This is a genomic window from Catellatospora coxensis (genome assembly GCF_016862635.1).
GTDB lineage: Bacteria > Actinomycetota > Actinomycetes > Mycobacteriales > Micromonosporaceae > Catellatospora > Catellatospora coxensis.
On sequence record NZ_BONI01000005.1, the window covers coordinates 210145 to 216144 of the forward strand.

At 68.8% G+C, this 6000-nt stretch carries 3 protein-coding genes; all 3 read right to left on the reverse strand.

The window, feature by feature from the left end:
* Positions 1-308 precede the first annotated feature (308 nt).
* The 3 genes from Cco03nite_RS04625 to Cco03nite_RS04635 are packed head-to-tail and all read right to left on the reverse strand — an operon-like array spanning position 309 to position 5987.
* Complete coding sequence (locus tag Cco03nite_RS04625) at positions 309-710, reverse strand: DUF2180 family protein (protein ID WP_203688788.1); 402 nt, start codon at positions 708-710, stop codon at positions 309-311.
* 50 nt (positions 711-760) lie between these two features.
* Positions 761-928: a hypothetical protein gene (locus Cco03nite_RS04630; protein WP_203688789.1), complete on the reverse strand. Its 168-nt coding sequence runs from the start codon at positions 926-928 to the stop codon at positions 761-763.
* Positions 912-5987 carry a hypothetical protein gene (locus Cco03nite_RS04635; protein ID WP_203688790.1) on the reverse strand — a complete coding sequence of 1692 codons (5076 nt, stop codon included), beginning with the start codon at positions 5985-5987 and terminating at the stop codon, positions 912-914. The genes Cco03nite_RS04630 and Cco03nite_RS04635 overlap by 17 nt, the downstream gene beginning before the upstream one ends.
* Positions 5988-6000: the final 13 nt, after the last annotated feature.

The following is a 6000-nucleotide window of genomic DNA, read 5'->3' on the forward strand; positions in this document are numbered from 1 at the left end:
CCGGTGCCGCACTGCCGAGTAATACGTGCCGACGTCCGCATCGGTTCAATACCGGCGGCACCGGAGGCGGCAAGTCACCACGACGTCACGGACGGCCCCGACCCGCACCCTGTCGATCTGGACCGGGGCCGCCCAGCCATGACGGCACGGCGGCGAGAAGCGCGCTCACACCACCCACGGGGTAGGGCGTGGTCAACACGGTGAGCGCGGAGCGCGTCATGACTGCCGGACTGACGCGTCTGCCGCCGTGAGGGCCGGCTGGCAAACCCGGCCCCTGCTGGAATATACGAACGGTCGACCCGCTCGGTTCACCTGTTCGGCACGCCGCTGTGGGGCAGGCGCGGCGTTCCGGTCACCCGGCCGTCCGTGACCAGGTGCTTGCGTCGGCGGCCGTCCGAGCAGAGCGCGCACAGTCGCGACACCGTGCGCCGGTTGAAGGCGACGGGCCGGACCGCGCACCGCCGGCACACCAGCGACGTGATCCGCCAGTGGTGCCGGCTCACGGTGAACCAGGCGCCGCCGCGTACGACGCCGACGTCCTCCCTGGCCACCGCGTCGTTGAAGCAGGCCGACCGCACCGGGCAGGCGATGCACCGCGCGACCGCCTGCGCCCACATACCCCGGGACTCGGTCCACCAGTCGGGGTCCAGCCCGATGCACCGCGCCTCGGTCCACCAGTCGGTGCGCGCCCGGGTGGTTGTACTCGTCATGCCCACAACTACGGGCGGCAGCCCTGATCGGGTCATCGGGAACGAACGGATCACCCACGAGCCGCTTCCCGCGCGCCGACGTCGGTGCACAGCAGCTCGCCCACGTCGGTCACCCTGAGCACCGACCAGGCGCTCTCGGCGACCTCCTGCGGCGAGTGAGCGGGGACTGCGTCGCGGACACGTAGCCGCTCAGGAATCACATCAGCGTGCCAGTTCATCGCCGGGATCCGTCTGGCCCGGATCGGGCGGGTACGGCACTTCGCGGCCGTCGTGGTTCCGGCTGACAACAGGCCAGCCGTGCACGCCCCGGCCCCAGCCATCCGGGGCCTGGGCGTACGTGAACCCGGTGACCGCACCTGGCTCCGCCGGCTGCAGCCAGGTGGGCACCAGCGGATCCTGCCCACCGGCCGAGGTCCCGACCCCGCCGTCGGGCAGCGCCGGCGCGCCGCCGCGGCCGCCCCCGGTCGGTGCGCCGGCCTGCGCCCATGCCCACATGGGGTCCGGCCCGGTCGGCGGTGCCAGACCGGACCCGCCGGCATCACGGCCGTCGCCGAACCCGATGCCATAGCCGGCCGCCGGCTCGACGTGACCTGACGGCACGTCCCCGGCAATGATCAGGTCGGACAGCCCGGGGGGCGGGTAGAGGACGGTGTCCCACCGGGTGCCCGCGTACAGCGACGGGACCTGCCCGGCTGCGGCAAGCCCGGCCGGGCCGGGCGCCGGCCAGTACTCGGCGTCGGGATGGCGCCCGCGGCCCGATCCGGTGCCAGGCTGCGCCGCGTGATCGCCAGGCAGTCCCGCAGGCCCGGGACGCAAGACCGACACCTCCGACGCCGACGGTGGCAGGCCCGGCCGGAGTGCCGGATCGACCGTGGACGGCGCCGACGGCCCGGGCGGCGCTTGCGGATCGGCCGCCCCATAGGCTCGCGGCTGCGGCAATGCGCCGACGACTGCGGGGGCGGCGGTCACGCCACCGGTCGCGGCCGGCTGAGAGGCGTGAATTCGCTCTACGTGGCTGTCCACTCGCGCAAAGAACTCTCGCCGATCGGACGGCCCCTTGCGGCTGCTCCTGTCCGCCAGCAAGGCGACATCGCCGGACAGGACCGGGTGCCGCGCTTCAAGTTGGACGGCTATCAAGTCAAGAAAGCGCTCCACCGCGAACCGACTCGCACCGCCGGCCTTGAATTGCACCACCTGCGGCGGCGGCCGCCATGCCCGGTGCTGCGCATATAGGCCCTGATTAATCCAGCGCTCGACGGTTGCCTTCTTGGTAACGCCTCCCATGAGCTCCAGGATGCGCTTATCGGAGAGGGTATTCGTACTCTTCATCACGTCCCACCAATGTGCTGCCAGCGCTCTCAACTCCAGTGGGACATGGTCGGCGTTGAGGTCGCAGCCACTCAGTACTTCGTGGAGTTCGGGTACTTCCCTTGCGCGGTCTTGGCCCTGCAGCCATTCGAAGTATTGCCACAGCGTCGCCCCCGGCCCGCTTTCGGCCCTCCACCTCGCGGCTTGTTCCGTTGCGGTTTGAAGCATTTCTCCGTCCTCGATGAAGCGCTGGGCGGCCCGTTGGACTTGCTGTTGGAACGGCAAGCCGTTGTCGGCTGGGAGGGATGTCGCGCCACCGGCGGTGGCCGTGTAGGCGGTGTGCGTGGACGTGGTTGGGCCGGTGGCCGCGGTGGCGTTGCTGCGCGGGTTAGCGGCGTGGTCGCGGTCTGGTGGGGTGGCGCTCCAGGCGATGGTGAGTTCGTTTGGGCTGTGGCCGGTGGCCGGTGGTGGTAGTGACTGGAAGACGGGGGCTGGTGACAGGTCGGCCAGCTGGTTGCGGAGCCGGGCGGTGATGTAGCTGGTGAGTTCGGTGGCGTGCCGGGGGTCGGCGGGTTGGGCCGCGACGCCGATGTGTGCGCGAGATCGGTCCGGTGACCTGCGGATCGTGTGTGCGGTGTGATCGATCCAGAGATCGGTCTGTTGAGGATCGATGGCGGTGGGGTGGTGGGATCGCAGGACCGCGCGGACGGTGAACAGATCCGAGGCCGGGGCGTGCGAGGTGGGGGTGGCCTCGTCCAGGTGGTAGCCCGGGACTGGTCGCGGCAAGGTGGGCTGGCCGGGTTGCGGGGTGTGGACGAGGTCGAATTGCCGAAGCCGCAGCACGGTTCCTGCGGGGTAGAGGAATCCGTTCTCGGTCGGGGCTCCCGCCCGGGCAGGCACGTATATGTATGGGCTGCCGGCCGGCATGGGAGCGTCCCAGTTCGCCGTGACGGGTTCGGTCAGTCGGACCAGGCTGCCCGATTGCTCGACGGTTGTGGCGCCGATGGCGGTATGCGGTTGCCCGAGGAGGATTTCACTGCTTGCCATGATCTCGGCGTAGGCCAGCTGGGGATCCGACCACGGATCGGGGCCGCCGGACTCGTCCGGTGGGCCTGGGGGTTGTGCAGGGGCGGGAACCGAGAAGCCGACATCGTCGGTGTAGTCCATGCCGTCGAAGTCGTCGGTGTAGTCCATGGCGTCGATGTCGTCCATGTCGGCATCTGATCCGCGCTCGTCGCTCGGCAGCTGCTCGTCGTCGGACATGGCGTCAAACATGTCTTCGTCGGACATGTCTTCGTCCCTGAAGCGGTGGGTGTCGTCGGTTTGGAGTTCTGCGGCGTGCCGTGGCGGTGGCGGATTGGTGGACTGTGTCGGGGCCGATGGCGGCTTGTCCGTCAGGCCGGCCGGCCAGGCCGCGGTATGCGGAGCGGGAGCCGCGGTGAAGAAGCCCGCGGCGGTGTGGTGGTGGCTGGTCGGGTTCACGGTGTCCTGGGCGGCGGTGGGGTTAGTCGTGGCGAGGTAGCCGGTGGCGGGTCGGAGTCCGGTGTGTGTAGGGGTGTTGCGGGCCGGTGTGGGCAGCGTGGCCAGGTATCGGCCGTGGTCGTGGTAGATCGTGACGGGGTGGCCGTCGGCGGGGCCGTGGTGGTCGCTGCCCTCGGTGTGGAAGCCGTCGAGGTCTCGGGTGCCTTGGTGCAAGGTGATGCGGGTGCCGGTGGTGTGGGCCAGTAGGTCGAGCCAGAACTGTGCGGAGTCGTCGGTCCAGGTCGTTTCCCAGTTGTGGACTGCGTTGGCGATCCAGCCGGTGGGTGGGTCGAGCGGCGGGTCGTGGGGGCTGAATCTCAGGTAGGTCAGGTAGAAGCGGGCGTAGCCGCCGCTGAGATGCTCGGCGCGTAGCCAGGGCTGGTTTGACGGTTGTCGGGCGAGGGCGTCGAGTTGCTGGCGGGGGGTCAGGACACGGCCTGGTTGGGCTGTCGGGAGGGCGCCGAAGGCGCGGAGGTGGGCGTCGCGGAGGACGTCGGTGTTCAGCAGCGCGGCCCGGGTCAGGCCGTGGGGTTCGAGGCGGTCGATCTCGGCGCGTACCTCGTCGACGGGCATGGCGTCGACGACGTGGCGGTGACGGTCCAGGATGTTCCGGCGGTGGCGGACGACCTGTTCGGGCAGCGTGGTCAAGCCGCTGGTCACCTGTCCGATGATGTGCTCGCGTAGATCGTGTACTGCCTGGGCCAGTCGGCCGCTGACCGGTTCCCCGCTGGTGACGTAGCGCGCGAGTCGTGTATTCAGTAGGCGTGGGCTGTCGAGCACGGCCCGAACGGCGTCATTGGCTCGGTCGCCGAGGATGCCGGCGGCGTGTGCGGGGTCTGCGGCCAGGTAGGCGTACAGCAGACGGTGGCTGTCGGGGGGCACATCGATGATCTGCCGGGCGGGCACCATCACCGGCCCGGCCCCGGCCGCACCACCACCTGCCCCGACCGCCGGACCGGCACCCACACCGAAACCGTCGAAACCGCCAAAACCATCGTAGTAGCCACCGTCGTCATCGAAATGGTCGCCGTCGTCGTCGACGTGGTTGTCGCTCTCGAAGTGGTCGTCGTCCGGGTCACCTTGGTGACCGTCAGCGTCGTGGTCGCTGCCGCCGGCTATGTCCGTGTCGGCACCCGGCTGCTTCGAACCCGCCGAGTTGTCCGCCGCCGACACCCCCGCCCGACCATCCCCACCACCACCGGACTCGGCCGATGCCGTACCGATCTTCGTCAGCCACGCTTCTATGGCTCCCCTGGTGAACATGCCGCCGCTGCTAGCAGCCGCCGCCTGATCTCTAGACGTGTCGTCCATGAGCAGGGTCAGGCCCCACAGCCTCGAGGCATCCCGCAAGAGCGGGTGCAGCCGTCTGGAGTCGATGGTCGATCCGCTTTGCGGACCGACCGCGCTCGCGGTGCCGGCACGCCCTCTCTTCTGCGACTTGGGCGCCGCGTCTTTCAGCGTTCGCGACAGCACCGCGGCCAGGCCCTCAGTCCCGGTCGGGTCCAGCTTCCGGGGGATGTGGTCGAAGATGAACTCTCGCAACGTGCCGATGCCATGGCCGCCGGGGCGGTACTTGAGGATCATGTCCAGCACCTGATCCGCCATCGGCATCCTGACGACAGGCGTCTTCCGCCAATTGGCCCTGTCTGAGCCGCTGTAGAGCTTCCCGGCGACAGTCCGGGCGTCTGTCCGATCCTGCAGCGCCAGCTTCAGCCCGTACTGCAACGCGAAAGGCAAGGCAGAGAATTCTTCGCCCTTCAGGTCCTCAAGTCGATTCAGTACGGTTGTGGCGCCTGGACGGCCCCCGCGCGCCGCGTCCGACACCACCTCGTGGAGATAGGCCTCCAGCGTGTCCCCCTTCCCGGCGAAGGGCTCCCAGACGCTGATCTCGTTGACGGCGAGGTCCCAGAGCAGAAGGCTCACGTCGAGCTCGGCCTGCACCAGGAGGCGCCGTGGCTGACCGGCCAAGGACGCCCCCTTGGCTCGTACCGTGCTGCGACCTTTCGATTCGACGGAGAGACCGAAAATCCACTCGGATACGATGTTGGCACTCACGCCCGTTCCGGACAGGCGAGCCACCTCTGTAGGGTTTCTCCCAGCAGCCACATTCTTGAACGCCCAAAGCGTCAAGGCGTCGTACACCACCCATGGCAGCACCCTGATGTCTACTGATTCCCCCCGCTCGGCGTCGGTGAGCTGCCTTCTCAGGACCTGGGACACGGCCCGGTGACTGGCGAACCATCCGCTGTCCAGCAGGCCGGTGACGTGACGCCACCATGAGCCGCCCATAGCTGGTTCGTGATTGACCAGGTTCGTCAGCAACTCGTGCCACGCGAAGGTCGCAGCCTGCTGCAGATAACCGTCCACATTCGCCTTGGGCACCCACTCGGAAGTCCGTTTGCCCTGCTGGTGCAAACCTCCAGTCAAGATCTTCAAATCCTGGTACATGTCCCAACGCTTC